The organism is Rhizobium sp. NFR07 (genome assembly GCF_900111905.1).
In the GTDB taxonomy this organism is placed as follows: domain Bacteria; phylum Pseudomonadota; class Alphaproteobacteria; order Rhizobiales; family Rhizobiaceae; genus Neorhizobium.
This window is the reverse complement of record NZ_FOKM01000012.1, coordinates 135,311-156,530: the sequence shown is the minus strand read 5'-3', so window position 1 is coordinate 156,530 and position 21,220 is coordinate 135,311. Positions and strand designations below refer to the sequence as shown.

The 21,220-nt window shown below is 61.8% G+C and carries 20 protein-coding genes; 10 read left to right on the top strand and 10 right to left on the bottom strand.

Going from position 1 to position 21,220, the window contains the following annotated elements; all coding sequences use genetic code 11:
* Positions 1–47: 47 nt before the first annotated feature.
* Entirely contained in the window at positions 48–659 is a 612-nt protein-coding gene (locus BM216_RS23375) for a YceI family protein (protein ID WP_093001626.1), read from the top strand.
* A 21-nt stretch (positions 660–680) separates the two neighbouring features.
* On the opposite strand, the gene BM216_RS23370 is transcribed toward BM216_RS23375, so the two are convergent.
* On the bottom strand, positions 681–1,250 hold the full coding sequence (locus BM216_RS23370; RefSeq protein ID WP_093001625.1) for a transglycosylase SLT domain-containing protein: 570 nt from the start codon (positions 1,248–1,250) through the stop codon (positions 681–683).
* Positions 1,251–1,480: 230 nt separating this feature from the next.
* Between BM216_RS23370 and BM216_RS23365 the strand changes: the two genes are divergently transcribed.
* From BM216_RS23365 to BM216_RS23355, 3 genes are all read left to right on the top strand, one after another.
* Positions 1,481–2,746 carry a DUF3422 domain-containing protein gene (locus tag BM216_RS23365; protein WP_093001624.1) on the top strand — a complete coding sequence of 422 codons (1,266 nt, stop codon included), beginning with the start codon at positions 1,481–1,483 and terminating at the stop codon, positions 2,744–2,746.
* A 46-nt stretch (positions 2,747–2,792) separates the two neighbouring features.
* The gene (locus BM216_RS23360) at positions 2,793–3,077 is read left to right on the top strand and encodes a hypothetical protein (protein ID WP_093001623.1); all 285 of its coding nucleotides are present in this window, start codon (positions 2,793–2,795) and stop codon (positions 3,075–3,077) included.
* Between the two features lie 167 nt (positions 3,078–3,244).
* Entirely contained in the window at positions 3,245–3,763 is a 519-nt protein-coding gene (locus BM216_RS23355; protein ID WP_093001622.1) for a transglutaminase-like cysteine peptidase, read from the top strand.
* A 34-nt stretch (positions 3,764–3,797) separates the two neighbouring features.
* Here BM216_RS23355 and BM216_RS23350 read toward each other — a convergent pair whose 3' ends face one another.
* Positions 3,798–4,685: a DMT family transporter gene (locus BM216_RS23350; protein ID WP_093001621.1), complete on the bottom strand. Its 888-nt coding sequence runs from the start codon at positions 4,683–4,685 to the stop codon at positions 3,798–3,800.
* 264 nt (positions 4,686–4,949) lie between these two features.
* Here BM216_RS23350 and BM216_RS23345 point away from each other — a divergent pair, with 264 nt between their 5' ends.
* The 4 genes from BM216_RS23345 to BM216_RS23330 all read left to right on the top strand — a co-directional run bounded on the left by BM216_RS23345 (position 4,950) and on the right by BM216_RS23330 (position 10,868).
* Positions 4,950–6,248 (top strand): adenylosuccinate synthase, encoded by a 1,299-nt coding sequence (locus BM216_RS23345; RefSeq protein ID WP_093001620.1) that lies wholly within the window; start codon positions 4,950–4,952, stop codon positions 6,246–6,248.
* Between the two features lie 58 nt (positions 6,249–6,306).
* On the top strand, positions 6,307–8,733 hold the full coding sequence (locus tag BM216_RS23340) for a hypothetical protein (protein ID WP_093001619.1): 2,427 nt from the start codon (positions 6,307–6,309) through the stop codon (positions 8,731–8,733).
* Between the two features lie 144 nt (positions 8,734–8,877).
* Positions 8,878–9,303, top strand: a complete 426-nt coding sequence (locus tag BM216_RS23335) for a DUF2946 family protein (RefSeq protein WP_143102845.1) — start codon at positions 8,878–8,880, stop codon at positions 9,301–9,303.
* Positions 9,304–9,464: 161 nt separating this feature from the next.
* Complete coding sequence (locus BM216_RS23330) at positions 9,465–10,868, top strand: PepSY-associated TM helix domain-containing protein (RefSeq protein WP_210217062.1); 1,404 nt, start codon at positions 9,465–9,467, stop codon at positions 10,866–10,868.
* A gap of 86 nt (positions 10,869–10,954) precedes the next feature.
* Here BM216_RS23330 and BM216_RS23325 read toward each other — a convergent pair whose 3' ends face one another.
* From BM216_RS23325 to BM216_RS33630, 8 genes are all read right to left on the bottom strand, one after another.
* The gene (locus tag BM216_RS23325) at positions 10,955–11,791 is read right to left on the bottom strand and encodes a class I SAM-dependent methyltransferase (protein WP_093001616.1); all 837 of its coding nucleotides are present in this window, start codon (positions 11,789–11,791) and stop codon (positions 10,955–10,957) included.
* Positions 11,792–11,827: 36 nt separating this feature from the next.
* On the bottom strand, positions 11,828–13,237 hold the full coding sequence (locus BM216_RS23320) for an APC family permease (protein ID WP_093001615.1): 1,410 nt from the start codon (positions 13,235–13,237) through the stop codon (positions 11,828–11,830).
* A gap of 198 nt (positions 13,238–13,435) precedes the next feature.
* Positions 13,436–14,338, bottom strand: a complete 903-nt coding sequence (rpoH, locus tag BM216_RS23315; protein ID WP_093001614.1) for an RNA polymerase sigma factor RpoH — start codon at positions 14,336–14,338, stop codon at positions 13,436–13,438.
* Between the two features lie 194 nt (positions 14,339–14,532).
* A complete protein-coding gene (locus tag BM216_RS23310; protein ID WP_093001613.1) occupies positions 14,533–15,318 on the bottom strand; it encodes a class I SAM-dependent methyltransferase in 786 nt (261 codons plus the stop codon).
* 329 nt (positions 15,319–15,647) lie between these two features.
* Positions 15,648–15,830 (bottom strand): DUF1127 domain-containing protein, encoded by a 183-nt coding sequence (locus BM216_RS34695; protein WP_244530288.1) that lies wholly within the window; start codon positions 15,828–15,830, stop codon positions 15,648–15,650.
* Positions 15,831–16,043: 213 nt separating this feature from the next.
* Positions 16,044–16,217 carry a hypothetical protein gene (locus tag BM216_RS34135; RefSeq protein ID WP_177230884.1) on the bottom strand — a complete coding sequence of 58 codons (174 nt, stop codon included), beginning with the start codon at positions 16,215–16,217 and terminating at the stop codon, positions 16,044–16,046.
* 81 nt (positions 16,218–16,298) lie between these two features.
* Positions 16,299–17,132 carry a helix-turn-helix domain-containing protein gene (locus BM216_RS23300; RefSeq protein WP_093001712.1) on the bottom strand — a complete coding sequence of 278 codons (834 nt, stop codon included), beginning with the start codon at positions 17,130–17,132 and terminating at the stop codon, positions 16,299–16,301.
* 1,046 nt (positions 17,133–18,178) lie between these two features.
* The gene (locus BM216_RS33630) at positions 18,179–19,777 is read right to left on the bottom strand and encodes a hypothetical protein (RefSeq protein ID WP_143102843.1); all 1,599 of its coding nucleotides are present in this window, start codon (positions 19,775–19,777) and stop codon (positions 18,179–18,181) included.
* 96 nt (positions 19,778–19,873) lie between these two features.
* On the opposite strand from BM216_RS33630, the gene BM216_RS33625 reads away from it, so the two are divergent.
* Both BM216_RS33625 and BM216_RS23275 read left to right on the top strand, forming a co-directional pair.
* Positions 19,874–20,299 (top strand): hypothetical protein, encoded by a 426-nt coding sequence (locus tag BM216_RS33625; RefSeq protein ID WP_143102842.1) that lies wholly within the window; start codon positions 19,874–19,876, stop codon positions 20,297–20,299.
* A gap of 433 nt (positions 20,300–20,732) precedes the next feature.
* Entirely contained in the window at positions 20,733–21,170 is a 438-nt protein-coding gene (locus tag BM216_RS23275; RefSeq protein WP_143102841.1) for a hypothetical protein, read from the top strand.
* The last annotated feature ends 50 nt before the right edge of the window (positions 21,171–21,220 follow it).

The window sequence follows — 21,220 nt, the reverse complement described above, 5'->3', positions numbered from 1 at the left end:
AGGCGATAATAAATGGGTCTGCGACTCGAAGCCCAGGACCCATCTCCATGAAATTTCTCAGCGTTTTTACACTGGCGACACTCTGCGCGACAGCAGCCCTGGCCGCCGACGTGAAACCCGCTCCCTCCGGCACCTATGTTTCCGATCCCGCGCATTCGAGCGTGACGTGGAAGATCAGCCATCTCGGCCTGTCCCACTACACCGCTCGCTTCACGAAGATGTCGGTCGAGTTGGTCTGGGATGCCGACAATCCGGCGGCTTCCAAGGTGACGGCGACTATCGACCCGCTTTCGGTTCGGACGGATTTCCCGCGGCCGGAAGAAGAGGATTTCGACAAGGAAATCGGCACGGGCGAAAATTTCCTCGCATCTCAGGAGATCCGCTTCGTCTCGACATCGGTCAATGTGACGGAAGGCAACAGGGGCGAGGTGAAGGGCGAACTGACCTTCCGCGGGCAGACGCATCCGGCCACGCTCCTCGTCACCTTCAATGGTTCGATGGCAGAACAGCCACGCGAGAAGACGCCGAAGATCGGGTTTTCCGCCGAAGCGAAGTTGAAGCGCAGCGACTGGGGTGTGGCGTCTCAGATCAAGTCCATCGGCGACGAGATTACCGTCATCATCGAGACCGAATTTCAGCCGTCCAAGAAGGCCGACTGATCTTTCGCTCGGAGCTGCGGATCAGTATCCGCAGCTCTGCAACTGGGCGGCATAGCGTGCCGCGACAGCTGCCGATTTCTTGGCGGTCTGTCTCAGGCTGCCGCTGAACTGGCCGCGATCATAGCCGGACTGGCCGGAATAGTAGGCGAGGTAGAGGTTATAAGCGTCGTTCCGGGCGATGCCGTTCCGCTTGTAGCTCTGGTAGTGATACCAGCCGACGAATTTGATCGCGTCGCCGAAGTCGTTGCGGCGCGCCCCCCAGCGTCCGGTGTCGCGACGATAGGTGTCCCAGGTGCCGTCCAGCGCCTGGGCATAGCCAAAGGCGGTGGAAGGACGTTTTGTCGGGATGAAGCCGAGCAGCCACTTGCGCGGCGGGCGCGCATTGGCCCGGAAGCTCGATTCCACATAGATGGTCGCCATCAGGATCGAAACGGGGATGCCATACTCGCGTTCGGTGGCACGCGCCTCTCGGGCCCAGTTGTTGAACAGGCCGTCCTTCTGGTCAAAAATGGCGCAGGCATTGGTGATACGGCTCGGCGCACTGGCGCAGCCGGTCAAAGCCATGAGCGCGATGAAAAACGCAATACGCATCGCAGAAACTCGGGTCATGCCCCGATAGATGACTCTTAAGATTTAATGAAAAGTTTAAGCAGCCGGATCTGCTGCCGATGACGGTGCATTCGAGCGGCTTGTCGAATGGACTGCATGCGCGCATCTTCTGCGGCAAACCGCCGCGTCGTACCGTTCATCGCATTTGATAATAGGCAGGTAACAATAAAGTGCAGATCACGCGCGATCGGGCCGTAGCCGGGGAACCATGAATGACGAAACGCAGCTTTTCGTTTCCAGTCGCTGACGTCAGGGCGCGTGCGCTCGGTGAAATCCATTCCCGGCCCTATACGCTGCTTTCGTTGCCGCGCGTCATCTTCCAGGTAGCCTTCCTGACCGAGGATAATTTTGCTGCCGACCAGTCCATCCTGGCGGAGCTGTCGCTTGGGCAGGGCGTTCCGGCCCCGGCGCCCGACACGAGCCATCACACGATGACCTGGGGCAGCGGTACCTTGCGCTGGGAGCGACATACGGAATTCTCCACCTATTTCTGGGATGCTCCGGCGCCTGCCGCCTTCGGTGGCGAGGTTTCCGTCAATCCGTTCGGCGCGAGTTTCGCGGCGCCGGGCCCGTTCATCTCCGGCGTGCGCATCGAGATCCGTCCCGCAAGCGAGGACGTGTCTTCTGTCATCGAGAATTTCGATCCGACCAGCCTCTGCCAGAGCATGGTTGCCGATGGAAATGCGACTGTCATTACCGACTTCCGCCAGGACGGTGACGGGCTGACGAAATTCCTGATCCTTGACCACGGCATGACGGATGCGGCGCGCGGCATGCTCGCCCAGCGTATCCTTGATATCGAGACCTACCGGACGCTGGCGATGATGGGCCTGCCGCTGGCGCAGACGCTGTCGCCGGAAATCCGTCGCATCGAGGAGCGCTTCACAGCGGTGACGCAGCGGATGAAACAGCATGCGCGAAGCGAGGCCGACGGCATGCTGGCGGAGATCACGGCACTTGCCGCCGAGCTGGAAGCCAATGCGGCGCTCAGCCTCTATCGCTTCGGCGCCAGCCGCGCCTACAACAACATCGTGCTCGAACGCGTCGCCATGCTGGCGGAGAAGGCGCTGCCCGGCAACGAGACGCTCGGCGCTTTCCTTAATCGCCGTCTGGCGCCGGCCATGCGTACCTGCCAGTCGGTGGAAGAGCGGCAGGTCAACCTGTCGCGCAAGCTGACCCGCGCCACGGCCCTGCTGCGCAGCTGGATCGACGTCGACCTGCAGAAGTTCAACACCGAGATCCTCGCGTCGATGGACAAGCGCGCGCATCTGCAGCTTCGTCTGCAGCAGACGGTCGAAGGCCTGTCCGTGGCGGCGATCTCATACTATTTCATCGGTCTCGTCGGTTATCTGGCCAAGCTCGCCCACAATGTCGGGGTGGAAATCGCTCCGGAGACGCTGACGGGTGCGGCGGTGCCTGTCGTCGTGCTGGCCATCTGGTGGACCGTTCGGCGCATTCGCAACAAGCACAAGGACTAGCCGTTTCGGGCGAGGAGGTGAGGGAATGCCAAGGACAATGGGTAGCTTGAGCGCAGTCTTCGTTTCCCTCTCTTTATGCCTGTCGGCCGGTGTCACTCTTGCCGCCGACCTGCCGGTGGATGTTGCTGCCTTCGTCGAAGAGCGGCAGCAATGCGATCATTTTCGCGGCGAAGAGGCTTATGACGAGGCCAGGGCGGCGGAGATCAACAAGGCTCTCGATCGCTATTGCAGTGGCACCGATGCGCGGCTTGCGAAGCTGAAGGCAAAATACAGCAAGGGACCGGCAACGGCCGTGACGGCTCTCGACGAGTTCGAGGACCGTATCGAATAGGGCCGGTCAAAGCTTCATCGGTCGCTGTTGTGCCAAGACGAGAAAAAAATCGATTTCAATAAAATTGCATCTTTCCGCTTAAGCGCGCTGAAAACCTGTCGGCCTATTGTCGTGCCATAACGAAACGAGATGGCCGAAGAGCCGTCCGGCAAACAGGGTACGGTGCAATGATCAAGAAGCTCATCATTTCGGCGGTCGTCCTCACGGCCCTCATCAGTGGCAAGGAAGCCAACGCGGCCGGTGCAGCCGGTTTCGCCCGCGCGCTTGCGGCATCCGTCGCACATTCCGAAGTCGCGGAACTCGCCCCCGCCACATCGTCGATCGGCTTCACCGCCGAGAAGCGCAGCGAAATTATCGGCGTCAGCGCCGAAGTCGACAAGACGATTCAGGGCGTCGATGCCTACTTTGACATGTTTGCTGAAAGCGATGCGAAGGCGGCCGCTCCGCAGGGCTGCTTCGACTGCGCCGACATCAAGCGCGACCAGCTGATCGGTCTCGGATGGTCTGCCGATGCGATGCGTATCGCTTACGCCATCTCGGCCGAGGGACGCATCGAGCGGGTGCTGATCGTCGAGACCGCGCTTGGTGAACTTCTGGTCGGCGAAGGCCGCCCGAGCTTCATCGGCGAAGAGGACGCGCGGGACATCGAGCTGCCTTTCGGCGCTGACTTCTCCTACGAGATCTGATCTCCACGGATTTTCGAGCTTGATACGGCCGGGTTCACTGCGAGCCCGGCTTTCCCCGTTCCGCGATCGCGATGCCGCCGAGCGCCAGGACGAGGGCGACGACGTGGAAGAGTTGCATATCCTCGCCCAGAATGACGACCGATAGAAGCGTGCCGAAGACGGGAATGAGGTTGATGAACAGGCCGGCCCTGTTGGCGCCGATGCCGACGACACCGAAGACATAGAGCGTCTGCGCGACCAGTGAGGCAAAGACGGCGGTATAGGCGGCGATCACCCATCCTGCCGTGTCCGGCCAGATGGCATTGCCGCTCGATATTTCCCAGCCGACTAGCGGGATCGTGGTCAGGAGCGCGAAGAGTGCCGGTAGCGCCATCAGCGTGCGCCAGTGAACCGGCGGCTTCCAGCGCAGCGAAACCGTATAGACGGCATAGGCGACCAGAGCGATGATCATCAGCGCGTCGCCGAAGTTGAGCTCCAGTTCCAGGAGCGACATGAGGTCGCCATGCGATGCCGTGAGCGCCACGCCGATCAGGGTCAGAGAAAAGCCGCCGATCTGCGCCCAGGAAACCCGCATGCGAAACAGTGTGAAATTGAACAGGAAGATCAGCATGGGGATTGCCGCCTGCTCGATCGTCACGTTGATCGCGGTCGTGTATTTGAGCGCGGTGTAGAGCGTCGCGTTGAAGGTCGTGAAGCCGATCACTCCGAAAAATGCCAGTATCGGCAGGTGCTTGCGGGCGATCGGCCAGTCTCTCACCAGTTGCGGCATGGAGATCGCAAAGATCACGACAACGGCGAAGAACCAGCGCCAGAAGGTCAGCATCATCGGGCTGATATGGCCGACCGCGAGTTTTCCGGCTACCGCGTTGCCGCCCCAGCAGAGAGTTGCAAGGACGAGGTACAGGTAAGCTCTGTTCAGCAAGGCATCTCCCCCGATTGCCGTAGGCAGGCGACTACACGGCTCGCGGGCAATACAGGCAGGTATCTGTGTTTGTCACGCAAAAACCTCAGCGTGTTCATAAACAGGTCGCTTTCCTCGTGCCAAGGCATTATAGATGCGCGCGTTTGTGGTGCTCCGGGTCCTTGAGGCGCGGGCATCGAGAAGAAGAATTGGTATCAAGGCCGACGTCTTTTCCAATCCGTTTGAGAAAAGCGATCGGCCGCCGTCCGAAGGGCAGGAAGCAAAATGACGAACGTTGTAGTCGTAGGTTCGCAATGGGGCGACGAGGGCAAGGGCAAGATTGTCGACTGGCTCTCCGAGCGCGCCGATATCGTCGTGCGTTTCCAGGGCGGCCATAATGCGGGTCATACGCTTGTCATCGACGGCACAAGCTACAAGCTTTCGCTCCTGCCTTCGGGCGTCGTACGTCCGGGCAAGATGGCCGTCATCGGCAACGGCGTGGTTGTCGATCCCCATGCCCTGATCGCCGAAATGGGCCGCCTGAAGGACCAAGGCGTCGTCGTTACGCCCGAGAGCCTGCGAATCGCCGAGAACGCCACGCTTATCCTGTCGCTCCACCGCGAGCTCGACGGCATGCGCGAAGATGCGGCCTCCAACAGCGGCACGAAGATCGGCACCACCCGCCGCGGCATCGGCCCGGCCTATGAAGACAAGGTTGGCCGCCGTGCGATCCGCGTCATGGATCTCGCAGATCTCGATGCGCTGGAAGGCAAGGTCGAGCGTATCCTCACCCATCACAATGCGATACGTCGCGGCATCGGCGCAGCCGAGGTCGAGCACAAGACGATCATGGAGGAACTGACCTCGATCGCCGACAAGGTTCTGCCGTTCATGGACAGCGTCTGGCAGCTTCTCGACAAGGAGCGCCGCAAGGGCTCGCGCATCCTGTTCGAAGGCGCGCAGGGCTCGCTGCTCGACATCGACCACGGCACCTATCCCTATGTGACCTCGTCCAACACTGTTGCCGGCCAGGCTGCGGCAGGCTCCGGCATGGGGCCGGGCTCGCTCGGCTATATCCTCGGTATTACAAAAGCTTACACGACCCGCGTCGGTGAAGGTCCGTTCCCGACGGAGCTTACCGACGAGATCGGCCAGTTCCTTGGCGAGCGTGGTCATGAGTTCGGCACCGTTACCGGCCGCAAGCGCCGTTGCGGCTGGTTCGATGCGGCACTGGTGCGCCAGTCGGTTGCCACCAACGGCATTACCGGCATCGCGCTAACCAAGCTCGATGTTCTCGACGGCCTGGAAGAATTGAAGATCTGCGTCGGCTACAAGCTCGACGGGCAGGATATCGATTACCTGCCGGCATCGATGGCGGCCCAGGCCCGGGTCGAGCCGGTCTATATCACCCTCGAAGGTTGGAAGGAGTCGACGGTCGGCGCACGCAAGTGGGCGGATCTGCCGGCTCAGGCCATCAAGTATGTGCGCCAGGTGGAAGAGCTGATCGGTGCGCCGGTCGCACTGCTATCCACAAGCCCCGAGCGCGATGACACCATACTTGTGACCGACCCGTTTGAGGACTAAAGTCAAGAATTGATTATCCATTCGGCCGGCCGACGCTGGCGACCATGAGAAAGTCCTGATGGCTGATTTTGTAGCGGTGATCCGCCGCGCTGTTGACGGTTTGGCGACCAACACGCCTGAAGCACGCGTACGCGTGTATGAAAAGGCTCGCGGCGCGGTCCAGCGACAGCTCGAAAACATGAAGCCGCGTCCGCCAGAAGAGATGCTCCGTCGCCAGATGGACAAGCTCGAAGCGGCCATCGCGGAAGTTGAAACCGAGCATGCCGAGGCGCTGCCGTCCGAGACGGTGGCTCCAGTCCCGACGGAAATCTACGAGGCTCCAGCGCCTGCCGTAGAGCCGACGCCGGTTGAAGCTGCAGAATCTCCCGAACCGGAAGTGCCTGCCTCGGCAACGGAACCGGTCGTCACCGACGAAGAACGTGCGCCGGAAACCTATGCGGCACACGACCCCTACGAGCAGCCTGCAGAGCCCGAGGCGGCGGCAACCACTGAGGCGCAGGCCGACGACGAATGGCGTCGCGAGCCGGAGCCTGACACGGTCCAGCCTGTCCAGCATCACTGGAGCGAGCCGGAGCACGCTGAAACTGTCGAGCCCGTCGCCGAGGAGCCGAAGGCGGAACGCTACGGCGACTGGCGTGACGAGGTTCCCGAAGGCGAATCGGCACTCGCCGTATCCGGCGAGGCCCAGCGCGACGAGCATTTCCACGCCCATGAGGACGACGCATCGATCCAGCCGCCGGAACGGGCGGAGAGCGAGGATGCGCGGGCGCATGAGCATGAGCATGAGCCGGTTCATCATGTCTTCGACGAGGACCGTCGTGAGCAGGTTGCTGCAGCAGAGCACGACAACGTATTGTCCTGGCCGAGCGCAGATCACGATCATCCCGTGGAGCAAGCGCCGGAAGCTGCCCCAGCCGAAAAGTGGGACTGGTCGGCGTCCGATCCTGCGCCTGCCTCTGGTGACGACCGACCTGCCGCTACCGCCTGGGACAATGGCGGCGAGCTTGCCCAGCCGTTCAACCAGACGCAGAGCGGCGACAGCGTAGATGCCCATTTCAGCCCGGAAATGCGTGCTTCCGTCGACCCCGTCCGCATGCCAGCCGCGAGCGACATTCCCGATCTCACCCGTCCGGCGGACGCCGCGCAGGAACAGGATCCGTTCGAGGCCTATGTGAATGCGCAGCCCTCGGCACCGTCAGCAACCGCGGCCAAGTCCGATGAGCGCGATCCCTGGAGCGACCTCGAGGATCTGATCGGTTATACCAAGGAGGCTCCCGCTGCGGAGCCGGGCAAGCAGCAGGCGAAGGCATCCGAGGACGACCTCAGCGATCTGCTGGCACCGCCGGCAAAGCCCTATCGCGTGACGGCTGTCCGCAAGCGCAATTACGGCGGCATGATCCTCGGCCTCATCGGTTTGCTCCTGCTTGCAGGCGGCGGCTATGCGCTGTGGATCAATCGCGATTCGCTGAACGACATGGTCGGTGGCCTTATCGAATTCGGCACCAGCCAGACCGCCGATCAGGCTCCGGCCACGAACGAAACCGCTCAGCAGGCTGCGCCTTCGCAGCCGGCGCAGAGCACGCCACCGGCGCAGAATTCCACGCCGCCGGCTGGCCAGAATACTCCGGCCGCGCAGGCACCGGGCACTCCGCCTCCGGCTGACGGTTCGTCGTCGACCGGCAAGTTCACCCAGCGCCTGATGCAGGATGGCTCCGAGACCGATGCAGGTCCGGGCGATGCCGGCAGTCTGGCGCAGAACGCGGAGGGCCAGTCGGTTTCGCAGCTTAATGCCCCGCCGGCCAATCCCGGCACGGCTGCTCCCGCAGAGACGCCGGCGACAGGCGGAGCGGCTGCGCAGACGCCCCCGGCATCCGGTGCGCCCGCCGCGCCAACGGCGACGCCTTCCGAGGCGCCTGCCGCAGCGGGTGAGCGCATGTTCCTCTATGAGGAGCGCATCGGACAGAGTGCGCCTACGGCAATCGAAGGCACCGTTTCCTGGTCGCTCCAGCGGGAAGCACCGCAGGGCGGTGGAGCACCGGAACCGATGGTACAGGGACGCATCACCGTGCCCGGCCGCGGCCTCACGGCGTTGCTGACCCTGAAGCGCAACACCGATTCGTCGCTGCCGGCCAGTCATCTAATCGAAATCGTCTTCGCCGTTCCGCCGGACTTCGAAGGCGGCGCGATCGACAGCGTTCTGCGCATCGCGATGAAGCAGACGGAGCAGGATCGTGGTAACGCGCTCGTTGCGGTGCCGGCGAAGATCACCGACGATTTCCATATGATCGCGCTCAACGACTTCCCGGATGCCCGCGCGACCAACCTGGAGCTGCTGCGCACGCGTGACTGGATCGATATCCCGGTTGCCTATCGCAACGGCCGCCGCGCGCTGCTGACGCTGCAGAAGGGCCCGGACGGCAAGGCCGCTTTCGACGAAGCCATCGGCGAGTGGAGCCAGCAGAGCGGTACGCCGAACGGCCAGTAATCCGGCCGATCGCCTGATCGACAAAGGCCCGCGATCCTCACCAGGATCGCGGGCCTTTCTTTTGGCCGAATGAGGATATCGCGAGCCAGGGTTGTCGACGAAGAGCGCTGCAATGTCGCATTGACACCGAGGCGTTTCGAAGCCATGCATCCGGCCATGCGTTTCTTCCGGCAACTCATCAGCGATGCGACCTGCGGCGGCCCTCTGGCCGCGCTGATCGGCGTGCTGATGGCGCTGCAGGCGCTCATCGGCGGGTTCGGATCCGGCACGATGGCGTTCGCCTCGGTCGAGCAGGCGATCATCTGTTCCGACGGTACTGCCGAGACTGCTCATCACCAGTCTTCGGGCGGCACGCACAAGTCCGACAGCACGCACAAGAAGGACTGCTGCCTCACTGCCTGCCAGATTGCGGCATCCGCTCATTTCGGCATTCCCGCCAAGGCACCGCTTCCTGCTGCATCCGCGGCGATGCGGCCGCAGCCGGGCTTCGTGCTTGCCGATATCAATCTTGCGCCGCGCCATCTGGGCTCCAGCCGCACGGCACGGGGGCCGCCCGTTTCTCCGGTCTGACGCCGCCCTCCCGCCGGTTCGTGCCGGCTGCCGTCAATCGGAAACAATGATGATTTTTCAAAAGATTGCCCTCCCGGCAGGATCGCGCAAGCGCCTGTATCCCGATGCGTTTATCGCCGGATCGAAACCTATCCGCCTCCTTCCAGCTTGCGGAGGCTGCGATGTCTGCTGATCGTCCAGTTCCTCAGCCCGCGCCCGGTGCTATCCGGCAACTGATCCTGCGGCTGCATTTCTATATCGGCGTGTTCATCGCTCCCTTCATCTTCATCGCAGCGCTGACCGGTACGGTTTACGTGCTCACGCCGCAGATCGAGGCCCGGCTCTATCGCGATCAGCTCGTCGCGCAATCGAGCGGTCCGGCGAGGCCGCTGTCCGAACAGATTGCCGCCGCCCGCACTTCGATCGGCGAAGGCCCGCGCTTCTTCGCCATCCGTCCGGCAACGGAAAAGGGATACACGACACGGGTAATGTTCACCGAGGCCGGCCTTGGCGAATCGGAGACGCGGGCCGTCTTCGTCGATCCGGCGTCTGCGGCCGTCCAGGGTGAGATGATCACCTACGGCACAAGTGGCATCCTGCCGTTCCGCATTGCGCTCGACTATCTTCACCGGAATCTGCTGCTTGGGGATATCGGCCGCAATTACAGCGAGCTCGCAGCGTCCTGGCTGTGGATCGCGGTTGCCGGCGGAGTGCTGCTCTGGTTCTGGCAGCGGCGCCTGCCGAAAAACGCGGGCAGGGCAGGGCGGCAGAAACGCCTGCATAGTCTGATCGGGCTCTGGGTCTCGCTAGGGCTGCTTTTCCTCTCCGTCACGGGGCTCACCTGGTCGCGCTGGGCAGGCAACAATATCGACCAGTTCCGCAATCAGGTCGGCTGGGTCACGCCTTCGATAACCGTTGATCTTGGAGATGCTGCGCCGCCGAAACCGGTGGGCGAACATGCCGAACATATGGCGCCCGCAGCCGCTCCAGTGCCACCCCGTCCCGAGGCTCTGGTTCTGTCGGAGATCGACAGGGTAGCCGAAACCGCGCGTGGGGCAGGTATCGATTCGCCGATGATCGAGATCCGCCCGCCGCGCAGCGAGACACAGGCCTATCGGGTCAGCGAATATGACCGCAGCTGGCCGACGCAGGTCGATACGCTCGCTATCGATCCCCGCGACATGAGCGTGACCAGCCGGGCCGATTTCGAGACCTTTCCGATCATCGCCAAGCTGATCCGCTGGGGTATCGACGCCCATATGGGCGTGCTGTTCGGCGTCGCCAACCAGCTCTTCATGGCGACACTCGGCATCGCACTGATGGTGTCGATCGCATATGGCTACCGCATGTGGTGGCTGCGGCGGCCGGCAGCCGGTGCTTCGCCGCGAACGCTGGTGCGCGCGTTCTCCTATCTGTCGCCGACGGCCAAGGTCGTCGTGGCGATCGTGGCGATCGCCTTCGGTCTAGCCCTTCCGGCGATGGGGGCGAGCCTGGCTCTCTTTCTTTTCGTCGACCTGATCCGTTCGGCCTTTGCGGAAATCGCTTCGGCGGATCGACGGCAAGGGCTGCCGCCCGGCGTGCGGTAAACGTATCTGTTCCTGAAAGCGGAAGCCCGCGGTCGAAGCCGCGGGCTTTAATCTTAGGTGCCGGCATTTCGCCGGCGCAAGCAGGTTCAACCGGCGGAGCGGGTGGCGCTCAGCCGCTCGCCGCCATCGGCCGAGATCGTCATCGTGTTGTCGGCTGCGATCTCACCGGTGTAACGGGTGCCGTTGGCTGTGAAGGCGATCGTGCGGCCATCCATCTTGGCGTCGCTGATCTCATGGCTCCTGCCGTCCTGGGTGAGGGAGCCGGACAGCATCTGATAGGTCTGAGCCAGTTCCAACTGGCCTTCGCCAACGATCCATTCGCCCGCGACCTTGGCCGGAACCACCCATTTGTAGGCCCGGCACCAGTTGGTGCAATCATCGGCGACTTCCACAGTCTCGTCCGGTGTCCAGTCTCCCATGTTGAAGCTGTTGGAGACGACACGGGTGCCGGGTTCCATTTCGAGCAGGGTGGGGCGCAACCGAACATTCAGGTCGGGTAGAAGGAAGAGGGTGATGACATCCGCATCCGAGAAATCGGATTCGAAGATGTCCGCCTGGGCGAATGTGGCGCGGTCTGCAACGCCCGCCGCCTCCGCATTGCGCTTGGAAAGGGCGACCATATCGGGATTGTATTCGATGCCGTGGCCACGCGCGCCAAGCTTGGCGACGCTGATGACGGTGCGGCCATCGCCGGAGCCGAGATCGACGACATAGTCATCCGCCGTGATCTCGCCCATCTTGAGCATGCTGTCGACCAGTGTCTGGGCGGTCGGCACCCAGATGACATCCTTGCCTTCCTGTCCGACCTTCGGTTCGTAGGTGCCGGTGGCCGGTGCGGCGGGCGCGGCGGTCTGGGCGAGGGCGGTGGTGATCGGAAGAACGGCTATCGTGCATGCAAGGGTAAAAGTGCGAAGCGTCAGCATGGTGTCTATCCTTCTCTGGGTTTGGATTTTCTGGGGTCAGTGATTGGAGGCTTGGGCATTGAGGGCGGGAATGGCGCGGGATGGCTGGGACCTTGCCTGTTCGGGCGGGTCATTGCGCTGGAACCACAGAAGCGGCGCACCGGCGACGAGAACCACGACACCGATCAGCGCGGCGATGCCGGTATAGGCGAGGCTGCCATGCAGCATGTAGGCGCAGGTGATGCAGAAGAGCGCAGGCGTCAGCGGATAAAGCGGTACCTTGTAAGGGCGCAGCCGATCCGGCTCCTTGCGGCGCAGGACGAAGACGGCGATGCCGATCAGGAGCAAGGAGCCCCAGAAGACCGGCGCGGTATAATCGACCATTGCCTGGAAACCGTCGCGCGTGCCCGCACCGATGCCGACCAGGGCAAGCGCGACACCGGCCTGGAGAATGAGGCCGTTGGCGGGCGTCTTGCCGCGCTCGTTCCATTCTCCGACCCGTGGCAGGAGCGTCAGGTCCTGCGCCATCGCGTAATAGACACGACCGCCGGTGAAGATGGTGGCGTTCAGTGTGGAGATAGCCGCCACGACCACTGCGAGGCTGACAATCACGGCGCCGGACGGTCCGGCGATCGCGCGCATCATTTCCGCCGCCACGGCATCGGACTGACGCAGCCCATCAAGGCCAAGAACGGCGAGCATGGCGATATTGGCAAGCACATAGAGCGATGCGATGGCCGCCGTGCCGAGTACCAGAACGCGGGCGATGTTGCGCGGGGCATCCTTGATCTCGCCCGTCAGGTAGGCGACCTCGTTCCATCCGCCATAGGTGAGGAGCACGAAGATCATGGCCATGCCGAGAGCGGCGGTCTCCTGGGACTGGACAACGGGAGGCGTGGGCTCCCCGGAGCCCAGCAGGAAGCCGGCGAGGATGATGGCGACGACGGCGCCGATCTCGATGAAGGTGACGGTTATCTGCAGCGTCTTGCTCTGGCGCGTGCCGATGACGTTGATCGCCGTGAAAACAACGATTGAAAGTGCCGCATAGATCGCTGGCCCGTAAGGACCGAGCGGGACGATCTGGCTGAGATAATCGCCGAGCACGAAGGCAACGCCGGCAATCGCGCCCGTCTGCATGACCGAGCCGCGGGCCCAGCCGAACAGCACGGCCGTGGGCCGCCCATAGGCCCGCGACAGGAAATGATACTCTCCTCCCGCATGGGGATGGGCGGCCGCGAGTTCCGCGTAGCACAGCGCGCCGATCAGCGTGATCAGACCGCCTGCGACCCAGACAAGCACGAATGCCAGTTCGCTCTCCACGTTGGCCGCCACGATCGACGGCGTCCTGAATATGCCAATGCCAATGACGAGACCGACCATGATGATGACTGCATCGAAAACTGAGAGTGAGGCATTGGGTGCGCGCTTGGCATTGGGGTGGCTTACTCTCGGATATACGAGAAGCATCACGATGCCGGGAGGAACCGTGAGAACGGGGCGGGCTCAATTTTGCTTCCGCTTCTTGTGAACTCCGATCCAAGGCTGGAATGGGCTGTGATGCCGGCCTGGCGGATCGAATGGCTGGCCGTTGCGCAGATGCCGTAACGAAAAAGACCACGGCCGTGATAGCCGTGGTCTCCATATTGTGGCGTGGAATAGGCCTCGTTACGCGTCTACGACACGCAGTGCCTGAGCCTGGGCCAGTGCTTCCTTCTGAACGGCCTCCTGCACCTTTTCGAAGGCGCGGACCTCGATCTGGCGGACGCGCTCGCGGCTGATGTCAAATTCCGTCGACAGTTCCTCGAGCGTGATCGGATCCTCCGTCAGGCGACGGGCCTCGAAGATGCGGCGCTCACGGTCGTTGAGCACGCTGAGTGCCTTGGACAACATGCGGCGTCGGGTATCGAGTTCGTCCTGCTCGATCAGCACGTCTTCCTGACTATCGTGGTCATCGACGAGCCAATCCTGCCATTGGCCAGATTCACCTTCCGCGGCGCGGATCGGCGCATTCAGCGAAGCGTCGCCGGAGAGACGGCGGTTCATCGATACGACTTCTTCCTCCGACACGTTCAGCTTCGTGGCGATTTCCTTGACCTGGTCGGGCTTCAGATCGCCGTCCTCGATGGCCTGGATCTTGCCCTTGAGGCGGCGCAGGTTGAAGAACAGGCGCTTCTGATTGGCAGTCGTGCCCATCTTCACCAGCGACCAGGATCGCAGGATATATTCCTGGATCGAGGCCTTGATCCACCACATGGCATAGGTCGCCAGACGGAAGCCGCGTTCCGGGTCGAATTTCTTGACAGCCTGCATCAGGCCGACGTTACCTTCGGACACGACTTCACCGATCGGCAGGCCATAGCCGCGGTAACCCATGGCGATCTTCGCCACGAGACGCAGGTGGCTCGTCACCAGTTGATGGGCGGCGTCGCGATCACCATGTTCGTTATAACGCTTCGCAAGCATGTATTCCTGCTGCGGTTCCAGCATCGGAAACTTGCGGATCTCGTCCAGATAACGATTGAGACCGCCTTCGCCGGCGGTAATGGAAGGCAAATTGTTACGGGCCATAAAGCACCCCTTTCCGATCGTTGTCGGCTCCCTCTGGTCTAGCTTTTCGGGCTGTAAGGCGAACCGAATATGGCGCGGATCGTTTCCGATCCCGCACCAACCCACGTACCAAGTAAGTACGGCATAACAGTGATTCAAGGCATCACGAGCGCGTTATATCATTACGTTTTGGTAATGATATCAGCCGCCCAGTTTCACCGGTAAACTCTCTCGGAAAGAGATCGCATACCCGACCTGACCATCACTTCATAAACCATGCGCCGGGTCATCGGATTGTGCAATCTTATCGCCTTGGAGCCTAGGAACTCGGTTTCAACGTGGTCGAAGGCCATAAGATCCGCCGCGTTGTTAATCGCGTCGCGATAGAAGTCGTAAAACTCTCTTCGGCAGACATAGGTCTTGTATTTCGTCATGCAGAAGGCGGCGAACTGCTCCTGGCGGTCGCGGAGGAAATCCGACACGCCGACGGTCACTTCCGGCCATGCCGGATTGAAGGTGTCGTCGAAGGCGATGATGCCGTGATCCGCAAGCGTGTCCGTCGCCAGCATGCTGTCGGAGAGGACGTGGCGCAGCATGTGGCCGCCGTCGATGCTGAAGAAGCGTATGCGGCCGGCCTTCTCGGTGATTTCATTCGGCCGCAGCTGGGTGCTGTCGCCCTTGATGATGAGATCCTCATCGACCTTCAGACCGAGTCGTTCGCCATTGTCCAGGAAGCGGCTGTACTGGGTGACGTCACCGCTGATCTGCTGGTCGATATCGAACAGGTCGATCGCCAGCACCTTGTCTTCACCGTTGCAGACCTTCTTGAACAGAAAATACGAGCGTCCGTAGAAGACGCCGATTTCCGCCACGCCGCCATTCAGGCCGTTGTCGCTCTGCGCCTGCAGGAGGGACAGGAACACGAGGGCATCCGGGGGATCCAGATATCCCTCCACGGTCTGGAGGTCGTCGAAAATGAATTTGCGGAGATCTGCCGTCATGTGCTGCGTGTCCTCCAGTGCTCTGGAATACTCAGATGGCGAATGTCTTGACATCCGATCGATAGGGCGATGCCTGGATCGGATGTCAATTTCCGCATTGCAGCAGGCGGTCTAAATCAAGCAAAAGTTTGGCGCCGCTACCAACCGGCAATTTCGGTTGAAATAATTGACATGTAGTCATTTTATTGAGCGCTGAAACCGAAATGTATTATCGGTTTTGAAAAGGAGTTCGGAAAAGTATTTTGCCGTCCGTCATATCTTGTTTTTTACGCCGCGTCGGCGGCAGTAAATTACTTTACGATTGCTCGAATTCCTAGTTCCGATACTGCTCACATTCTTCTGCGCTCAAGGTTGTGGGAATGGCTGCTGCGATAGCGGCTGTAGCTGCCATAGGCCTGGCTGCGTGAGATGCCGATATCCTTGAGCTGGTCATCGCTGAGTTCCAGAAGGGCCATGCGATGGCGGCGGTAGCGCCAGCGCATGGCGATCCATACCAGCAATCGGCTCACGATGTTTCGCGGTGAAACCTTCGCTTCCGTTACGCCTGCAATTTCGCCTTCGTCGGCCGGCAGGTCGAAGGCATAGTCTATTGGTTCCGGCGCGCGGTCGAAGACCGCCCGGTTCTCGTTTTTCATCGTTTTTCTCCAGGATTTGTCTGGCCCGTCTGTCGGGCTTGGAGGGGTGGCCGTTCAGCCGCCCCTGGTCTCGATGGCAGTATCGGCGGCTTAGCGCACGATGTGAGCTGCGGCAGCGGCCGTGGCCCGTGTCGCTGCTTCAGCCTCGCGAAGAACGATGGCGCATTCCTCGCAGCAGACTTCGACGGTCTTGCCGCCGATCTTGACCGCAATGCGCGTGTCGTCGAGTTCGCAGTCGCAGGCGGCGCAGGTGTTTTCCTTCATCTCGTTTCTCCCGGTGCTTGATGTTGACGAGATCAGGAGACACCGTTTGGCGATTGCGCGCTGTCAGAATCTTTAGTGATTTTACTCCTGGCGGCTTTGGCCTGCCGTTTGCCTCAGTCCGGCAAAACGCTGGAACTCGGCGGGCGTGCGGCCATAGGCCTGGCGGAACGAAGAGGAGAAATGGCTGTGGCTGGAAAAACCGAGATCAAGCCCCAGCACGGTCAGGTCGTCATAGCTGCCGAGAAGGTCTAGCGCGCGGGCGAGCCTGAGACGCAGCTGGTAGCGATAGAGCGGCATTCCCTCCACCTTGCGAAAGACCTGGGTGAGATAGACGGGCGAGACGCCGGCTTCTTTTGCGATTTCCGAAAGCGTCCAGCGACGGGCAAGATCGGCGGAGAGGAGAAGCTTGGAGCGGTTGACCAGTTTCTGCGTGCTGAAGCCGGGTGTCGGTGGCCGCGCGGTGCGCTCGCCAACCGATCGGCGCACCAGCGTCAATGCGAGAGCTTCGCCTTCCAGAGGCTCTGCGGTGCGGTTGATCAGGCTATGGCGCAGGAGAGCCACCTGAGCCTGGGCACGGGCATCGATGCCGAGGCGCTGCTTGTTGAAGGCGAAGGTGTCGCCTGATCGGCGGTGGACATCCGGAACGATCTCATCGAGAAGCACTTCCGGCAGGCTGAGGCTGATTGAGGCATCGCCGCCTTCCACCGGATGGCTGATGCGATAGACGTCGCCCCTGTTGAAGAACAGGACCTGGCTTGCCTCAGCCACCGCTTCGTCATCACCGACATGGCGCATGAAGACGCCGCGATACGGGAAGACGAGGCAGGTGGTGGTGGACGTTTCCTCGTCGCTCAGATGCCGATGCGCGCCATCGCAGACGACATCCCGCACCGTTAGCAGATCGGTCTCGAGCAGGGTGGTGGAGTGGGTGTGGCTGCTGTTGGCTGCTGTCCTGTGGGTGTTCCCGTCGTTCGTTCTGGTCCTGCTGTGCGCGTCGCCTTGTCTGCTGCGTGCGGTCGGCGTGGCTTGTGGTTGCGCTGTGTGGGGGGGTGCCGTGACGTGGATTGGTCCTTCGCTTGGCGTCTTGTTCTTCGGTGCTGCCTGCAATGTCGGGGGTGAGCGTGGGTTTCTTGGACGCTGGCAGTGCTTGTTCGTTCGGTATATTAGGGCTTTGCTGGGGGAGGGTGGCTGCGGTCGGTTGGGTTCCCGTTGGCGTGTCGTTGGACTTTCCTTCGGTTTCGTTCGTGTCTGGTTTGGGTTCTCTTGCTGGGTCTTTGGGTTTTGTTTGGTGGTGTGGTGTGCCGCGGTGTGGGGGCTAGTGGGGGGTCGTGCTTGGCTACTGTGGCGTGCTGGTGGGGCGCGTCATCACCCTTGGCGTAGGCGCTTTCGTGGGCAGCCTTCTTGCTCTTGTGGCGCGTGCTTTCGCTCCCTGGGAGGGCGACCGTGCTGGCGTCGTCTTGCTCCGGCGTTTCCATTGGTGGTGGCAGTTCGTGGCGCCTGCGCGTGCCGTCCTCGATGCGGTGCGGGCGTTCTCTCGGGCCGTGGGCGGCGTTTCGCGCTGGATTTTCGTGTTCTTCGGTGCGTTTTGTTGTGTCGAGGGGCGCCTCTCTCTCGTTGTCGGTGGGTGTTGCGCGTGGTTCCCTCGCGTGTTGTCTGGTTTCGTCGATGCGTCCCTCATTGGGGCTGGGCTTTGCTCCATTTCCTCGTGCCTTGGACCCTGGTGCCGGGCTGTTGTCTTTAGGCCTCTGCTAGGCGTCTTCGTGCTGTCGGCGGGTTTGTGGGGGTCGGCTGTTGGCCTGCGGTTGTGTCTGTGTGTTGTGGGGCTGCTGGCGGTCTGCTTGGTGCGGGTCCTGTTCTGCCGGGCTTGGCTGTTGAGTCGGTTGGTCGCGGTCGGGGGTCCGCCTGTGTTGTTCCTTCGTGGGGCGCTGGGGGGGTTTTTTCTGTTCGGTTGGGTGGGTTCATTATCGGGGTGTCGGGCGTTGTTGGCTGTGCTGGCCGTGGGGTGGTGCGGTGTGTTGATCTTTGGGCGGTTTGGGGTGGTCGGGTTTCTGTTTTTCGCGTGGCTGTCTGGGCGTTCCGTTGGGCGTTTCGTGGTGCTGTTTGGGTGGTGGCCGTTCTTTGCTTTGGGGCTGGTGTTGTTTGTGCTTGGAGCATTGCCGACGCTCTCGTCGTTGCTGTTGCGTGGCGTGGCGCTCGGTGGTGTGTTTCTTATGGTCTGTCGATGGGTGGATGGGTCGTTGTTGGTTGGTTTGCTTGTGTTTTCTCTGTCGGTCCTGGTTGTGGTTTGGCCGTTTTTGGTGCGTTGGGATCTTTTTTAGCTTGCGCTTGCTTGCAGAGTGTTTGGCGGGATGATGGTGGCCTTGTTGGCGGCGCTTTTCGCTATTCCGCTGTTGTCCTCGGCGTCCTCCGTCTTGTTTGTGGTGTTCTTGGGCTTGTTCTTTTTTTGTCTTGGCGTGTTGCTGTTTTTGTTGGGGTTGCGCCTGCTGCCCCCTGTGGCGAGGTCTGTGTTCGGGGGGTTGTGTGGGCGTTTTGTGCGGTTGTGGGTGTTCTTGTTGTTGGGCGCAGTTCGGGCTCGTAGTCGCTTGTTGGGCGTTTCGGTGTTCTTTTCTTCTGTCTGCCTTGATATCGTCGTGGGTCTGGCGGGGTCGATTCGGTGTTGGTTGGCGATTTCTGCGTGGGGTCGGGGGGTGCGGGTTTGAGGTCTGTCCTCGTTGGTCCTCGGTCTTCTTCGGCATTTCGTCCGGCCCGGGTTCTTCGGGTTGCGTGATCTGGGCGGTTCGGGGCTGCTGGCGGGTGCGCAGGGAGTGGTGTATGGCTTTGCGGTGGATCGGGCCGGGTCCTGTTCTGGCGGGCTCGGGCTGGCGGTTTGGGTTGGTGTTTGATGCGGCCGGATATTGTTGGTGGGCGCTCTGCGGCTTGCCGCGATGGTGCGTCTGTGCGGGGATCTGGTTTGTTCGCGTGGTGTTCAGGGGTTGTTCGATGGGCGCGGTCGGCTGGATTGTGTGTGGGGTTTTCTGGCGGCGTTCGCCTGCCTTTTCCTGCGTGACGGTTTGGGGGGGGTCGGCTGATTTGTCCGGGTTGGCGGCGCTCTTGGTGCGGTTGGCGGTCGTGTGGCCGCGCGGGGGTTGTCTTGTGCCTCGGGGGTGACTTGGCCGGCCCGAGGCGACTTGCTTGTTGGCTGGTTCTAGGTCGGCGGGGGGGTCCTGGTCGTCTGACTGTTCGGGGCTGTGGCGGTGGGCGATCTCGTTCTTCGCCTCCGCCGTGCCGGCGTTTGTTTCCTTGTCGGGTCTGTGGATGTTTGCGGGGGGCTTGCCGGCTCGGATGCGCGAGGGGGTCTGGTCGCCATGGTTTGTCAGCGGGTTGGCGCTGGTTCGGGTCGTGTTGGCGGTTCTGGTGTTGATGGTGTGGGCGGTGGGCTTGGCGATGGCGGTCTTTTGGTCGTCGTTGTAGGGCGCTTCGCTGGGGCTTTGTTCGCTGTTGGGTTTCGGGTTTTCCGCTTCGGTGATCCGGATTTGTGTCGTGTCGCCGTTGGTGGGCTTTTTCTTGGGCTGGGTGATCATCTTGCCGTTGGTCTTGACCGCGCCTTGCTCGGTCCGCGCGTTGGCGCGGCTGCTGGAGTGTTGGGGGTCGGGGTTTTGCTTCGGCCGGGCGTCCCGATGCCTGCCGTGGTGTTGGGCGTCGCTGCGGTGTTTGCTTGTCTGTCGGGGTTGGTTCTGGGGTTTGCTGTTTCGTTCTTCCGCATTGTGGCCTCTGCATCACTGCAGGCTTTTCTCTGCTGGGACGCGAGGTCGAGTTCCTGTGGGTGCCGCTTGGCGTGGCTATGGGGCGAATCCGCGGGCGGTTTGTTGTTCTGGATGTCGTTTTTGGTGGGGTCGTTTTCTTGTGCTTTATGGCCGTGGTTGGCGGCATTGTTTGGCGGTTTTTCTGGCGTGCTGGCGCTCGGTCGGCGGCTTTGTCTCGTGGTGGCTTTTTTGCGTTTGCTGGTGGCGAGCCTGTTGCGGCTGTGGTCTCTCTTCCTGCCGGCTTCGCGGTCGGGCGGGTGTGGCTGTCTGGCAGGCATATCGTCTTGTTTGGTGCGCTGAATGTGGTGCGCGCGTTTTTTGTGTTGGTTGTTTCGGTGGGTGGGCTGTTGGCCGCCTTGTTGTTCGGTCGGCCGCCGTGGTGGCGCCTCTCGTTGTTGGGCGTGCGGCTGGTTCTCGTCTCGCTGGGTTGCGGTCTGTTGGTGCTCGGGGTTTCGTTGGTCGCCGTGGCGGCTTCCTCGTGGTGGGGGGTTTTGTCGTTTGCGTGGTTGTGGTGGCCCCCGGGTTGGGGTCGGTTTTCCTTTCCGTTGCCGTTCTTGTCCTCGTGCCGGGGCTTGTCGGTGTGGTTGCCGTCCTTGGGGCGTTTTCCGTTTATGTGGCGGTGTATGTTGCGGCCCGTGCGGTGGTGGCCGGTCTGGTGGGCTTTCTTGTGGATCTGGGGATTCTTGCCGTCTTCCTGTGTGTGGGGTCTCCCTCTGCGGCGTAGGTTGTCGGAGTGGTTGCTGGTGCTGGTGTGGTCGCCGCGTGGGTCGGCATTTTCATTGCGGGCGGTGTGGGGTTGTTCTTCCGGATTGCCGCCGGCTTTGGTGTCGCTGGCTTTCTGGTGGTGGCGCGCTGGTGGGACTTGTTGTATGGTCAGGCGCTTCGTGTGTTCGTGGGTTCGTTGTTGCTGGTGGTTTTTGCGCTGGGCGGTTGGTTGGCTTCGGTGGTTGTCGCGTTGGCGTTCGGGGGCTTTGTGATTTGTGGCCTGTCGCTGTTCTGCGTTGCGGCTCTCGGCCTTGTGGTCGCGTCGCCGAGGCTGGGGCTTGTGTCGTGCGGCGTTTGGCTCGGTGTGCCTGGGTTGTTTTTGTCTTTGGTTTCTATGGGGGTGTTTGCGCGGTTGCGCTGTGTCGCGCGTCTGAGTTCCGGGAGGGCTGGTTGGCTCGGTGTGTAGCGGATTTGGGGTGGTGGGTGTCGTGTCTGACGTTTGGCTGGGGGCCGGCT

Excerpts from the sequence above, each read along its gene's own strand:
- BM216_RS23375 (WP_093001626.1), top strand. The coding sequence starts at position 48 with ATGAAATTTCTCAGCGTTTTTACACTGGCGACACTCTGCGCGACAGCA.
- BM216_RS23370 (WP_093001625.1), bottom strand. The coding sequence starts at position 1,250 with ATGCGTATTGCGTTTTTCATCGCGCTCATGGCTTTGACCGGCTGCGCC.
- BM216_RS23365 (WP_093001624.1), top strand. The coding sequence starts at position 1,481 with ATGACGAAACGCAGCTTTTCGTTTCCAGTCGCTGACGTCAGGGCGCGT.
- BM216_RS23355 (WP_093001622.1), top strand. The coding sequence starts at position 3,245 with ATGATCAAGAAGCTCATCATTTCGGCGGTCGTCCTCACGGCCCTCATC.
- BM216_RS23345 (WP_093001620.1), top strand. The coding sequence starts at position 4,950 with ATGACGAACGTTGTAGTCGTAGGTTCGCAATGGGGCGACGAGGGCAAG.
- BM216_RS23340 (WP_093001619.1), top strand. The coding sequence starts at position 6,307 with ATGGCTGATTTTGTAGCGGTGATCCGCCGCGCTGTTGACGGTTTGGCG.
- BM216_RS23335 (WP_143102845.1), top strand. The coding sequence starts at position 8,878 with ATGCATCCGGCCATGCGTTTCTTCCGGCAACTCATCAGCGATGCGACC.
- BM216_RS23330 (WP_210217062.1), top strand. The coding sequence starts at position 9,465 with ATGTCTGCTGATCGTCCAGTTCCTCAGCCCGCGCCCGGTGCTATCCGG.
- BM216_RS23325 (WP_093001616.1), bottom strand. The coding sequence starts at position 11,791 with ATGCTGACGCTTCGCACTTTTACCCTTGCATGCACGATAGCCGTTCTT.
- BM216_RS23320 (WP_093001615.1), bottom strand. The coding sequence starts at position 13,237 with ATGCTTCTCGTATATCCGAGAGTAAGCCACCCCAATGCCAAGCGCGCA.
- rpoH (WP_093001614.1), bottom strand. The coding sequence starts at position 14,338 with ATGGCCCGTAACAATTTGCCTTCCATTACCGCCGGCGAAGGCGGTCTC.
- BM216_RS23310 (WP_093001613.1), bottom strand. The coding sequence starts at position 15,318 with ATGACGGCAGATCTCCGCAAATTCATTTTCGACGACCTCCAGACCGTG.
- BM216_RS34135 (WP_177230884.1), bottom strand. The coding sequence starts at position 16,217 with ATGAAGGAAAACACCTGCGCCGCCTGCGACTGCGAACTCGACGACACG.
- BM216_RS33630 (WP_143102843.1), bottom strand. The coding sequence starts at position 19,777 with ATGATCACCCAGCCCAAGAAAAAGCCCACCAACGGCGACACGACACAA.
- BM216_RS33625 (WP_143102842.1), top strand. The coding sequence starts at position 19,874 with ATGCCTGCCGTGGTGTTGGGCGTCGCTGCGGTGTTTGCTTGTCTGTCG.